We start from the raw sequence: 2,975 nt of genomic DNA, 5'->3' as shown, positions 1-2,975 counted from the left end.
AGCCAGCCGCCCTCGACCGCCTTCGCCAGCCTCACGGCGATGGGCTTGCCGTCCCTGACTCCCAGGATCGGCCCGTGGTGCGTTCGTCTGAACGCGACGTCGCGGTCCTCGAAACCGCCGGCCGTCCTGATCCTCACCCGTTCCTTCCAGGCGACCGCCTGCAGCGTCGCCTCGCCATGGCGGTAGGAGAGCGGGTCGGAGCCGGAAACGAACGTCTCGGCGTAAAGGTCGCCGTGGTCGGGATAGTTGTCGGTGTGGCCCCAGCCCAGTCGCTCGTTCCGCCCCATATAGGGGAAGGGCAGGCCGAGGCGGCCGACGCCAGAGAAATTCCAGCCCTCGCCGTTGACGACATGGTGCTCGTAATATTGCGCCGGTCCGAAGAAGCCGACATGCGGATTGATCAGCAGCATCGCATTGCCCGACGCCGACTTCCCCGGCCCGATCGCCCAGGCGTTGGAGCCGGTGGGCCGCTCCTCCCAGCGTTCAGCGGACATTCCCGGGGTCAGGCCGGCGTAGTCGAGAAACTCCAGCTGATGGTATTTGTACCTGAGCACCGCCAGCGGCAGCCACGGTTCGAAGGTCTCCAGGAGGCGAGGCCGGATGCGCCGCGCGAAGGCGGTCAGCCCCTCCGCGTAGCCGTCGTAGATCGCCCGCATGTGCGTCGGCGCTCGGGCATACTCCTCCCGGGCGAGCCGGGCGTGCTCCATCGCGCGCGCCAGCCGGTCCGACTCGAACCGCCGTTCGCCGTGCAGTTCCGCGCCGCGGCCCAGAGCGAGCAGGAAGGTCTCCTCCAGCTGTTCGAAGGCGTCCTCGGCCTGCGCCCACGCGACGCCGAAGGCGACGGAGGCGTCGGTCGGTCCGTAGATGTGCGGGACGCCGTAGCGGTCGCGCTTGATGACGAGGCCGTTTCCTTGGTCCGGAGGACTGCTGTCAGCGGAAGGCGGAATCATGGAAGCGGCGGCGAGCGTCATCGCGGTTCTGCGGGTGACAGGAGGACCTTGGGGGTCGGCTTTGTGGCGCACGCTTCAGGCCCCTGAACTGACGGTCCGTGGTGCGATCAACCCGGCTTGCGGAACCGGAGGAGAAACTGGTCGGTGCGCCCCCGCATGGCGTCGGCATAAACATGGCCGGTGCGGTCGTCTTCCGGGTGGGCGAGCAGGCCGCTTTCGGCTTCAAGGACGAAGCCCGCCGCCAGAACCTCGCGCTTCACGACTTCGACGTCGATGCGATGAACCCTGTTCACCTCCGCGACCCCGCTTCCGGCTGTCGCATGGTGGTCGTTGACGACGAAAACGCCTCCGGGACGGAGCGCTCTGAACACCGCCTGGTTCATGGCGGCGGCGTCAGCCGGCCTCATGAAGTCAGCGTGGACATCGTGGTAGTTGAGCGCGGTGAAGACGACGTCCAGCGGCTCGTCGATCCGAAACCCCGCGACCGGATCGAACATGGCGACCACATTTGAATAGGCGGGGACAGCCGCCAGCTGTTCGATCACCGTGCGGTAGCTGGTGAGCTCATCGACCACCTCGAACGGCTGGAGGGCGTAGACCCGCCCTTCGGGCCCGACGGCCCTGGCGAGGATGCGCGTGTAGTAGCCGCCGCCCGGGATCAGATCCATGACGCGCATGCCCGGCTCCACGCCGGCGAAGGCAAGGACCTCGGCAGGCCTGCGAAGCTCGTCGCGTGCGCGATCCTGGGCCGGCCTGGCGGAATCCGCCACGGCGGCGGCGACCTGCAGACCGTCTGGCCTGGGCGGAGCAGCGGCGGCGCCGACCATCAGGCCGACGGCCAAAACAGCGGCCGCTAACGACATCATTTTGACCATGCGGCGTCTCCGGTCCTTACGGACGGCATCATGTCGACGCTGTCGGAGGGCGGGGAGGGCCTTCATGTCGGGCCAACAGCCGTTGGCGACACCCGCGGCTCGCCATCTCACATCGCAGGCAGCCAGCGCGTCCCATCCCATTCCCAGGTGTCTGAAAGGTCCGTGTAGGGCGGGCCCGCGCGGCCGCCGAAGAGGACGATGCGATCGCGCCGGACATCGTAGGCCAACGGCCCCATGCCACGGGCTGGAGGACCTGACTCCGCCACCTTGCGCCAGACGGCGCCGTCCCAGGTCCAGGTGTCGCCGTAGGTCCCGCCGGGTGAACCCCCGTCGTGCATGCCGCCGAAAAGCACCATCACGCCGCGCCGGGAGTCGAAGGCCATGCCGGCGCTGTGGCGTGGTGCGGGTCCCGGCGCGGCGACCTGCGTCCAGCGCTCCCCGTCAAACTCCCAGGTGTCTCCCAGCGTTCGGGGAGACCCGGTCCCTATCCCGCCGAATACGACGACCCTGTCCCGCCGCGGATCGTAAGCCATGGCGTGAGCTTGCCGCGCGGGAGGGCCAGCGCCTTCGATCTGGCTCCATCCGGCCTCGTCGAACCGCCAGGTGGCGTCGTACAGCAGTGCGCCTGGGCCGCCGCCACCAAACAGGACGAACCGGTCTCTCGCGGAGTCGTAAACCCAGCCCGGTTCGGCGGCCGGGTGCCGATCCAGAGCCTCGAGGGTTCGCCAAGACCCGTCCTTCAGCTCCAGCAATGAGCCCTTCACGCCCGCGCCGTCGAACCCTCCGAACGAAAGCACGCGGTCGCGGCGGCTGTCGTAGGCGAGTCGCTGACCGGACTGAGCGACCGTCCCGTCGGGCCCTTGCGTCCACTGCTCGCCGTCCCAGGACCACGTGTCCCTGTAGAATGGCCCGGAGGGACCGGGCGTCCGGGTGCTCCCGCCCGCGACGATCACCGCGGCCCCGTCGTAGACGATCGGATGATGGGCGCGCGACGGCGGCGCGGGGGCGGCGGGGTCGGCGATCGTAACGGCGATGACCGCCAGGCCAAGAAAGTTGCGCATCCAGCCGCTCGCTCTTGCTGCGCCGTACAGGCGCGACTCCCCGACCGAGACCGCTGTGGCGCTGACAGCGGCAGCGGCTGCCCGGGATA

General features: G+C 69.0%; 3 protein-coding genes. All 3 read right to left on the bottom strand.

All coding sequences use genetic code 11. The features are described 5' to 3' along the window. A partial coding sequence (locus VGB60_RS12315) for a penicillin acylase family protein (RefSeq protein WP_331038543.1) occupies positions 1 to 971 on the bottom strand: 971 nt, incomplete at its 3' end. An 86-nt stretch (positions 972 to 1,057) separates the two neighbouring features. Continuing rightward, positions 1,058 to 1,825, bottom strand: coding sequence for a methyltransferase (locus VGB60_RS12310; RefSeq protein WP_331038542.1), 768 nt, complete (start codon positions 1,823 to 1,825; stop codon positions 1,058 to 1,060). Positions 1,826 to 1,932: 107 nt separating this feature from the next. Further along, complete coding sequence (locus VGB60_RS12305) at positions 1,933 to 2,886, bottom strand: Kelch repeat-containing protein (protein WP_331038541.1); 954 nt, start codon at positions 2,884 to 2,886, stop codon at positions 1,933 to 1,935. Positions 2,887 to 2,975: the final 89 nt, after the last annotated feature.

Origin of the sequence: Brevundimonas sp. (assembly GCF_036399195.1) — a bacterium.
Taxonomy (GTDB): domain Bacteria; phylum Pseudomonadota; class Alphaproteobacteria; order Caulobacterales; family Caulobacteraceae; genus Brevundimonas.
The sequence above is the reverse complement of the archived record's forward strand: the minus strand, read 5'-3'. Positions and strand labels throughout refer to the sequence as shown.

Coding starts and splice junctions, on each gene's coding strand:
- VGB60_RS12310 (WP_331038542.1), bottom strand. CDS start 1,825: ATGGTCAAAATGATGTCGTTAGCGGCCGCTGTTTTGGCCGTCGGCCTG.
- VGB60_RS12305 (WP_331038541.1), bottom strand. CDS start 2,886: ATGCGCAACTTTCTTGGCCTGGCGGTCATCGCCGTTACGATCGCCGAC.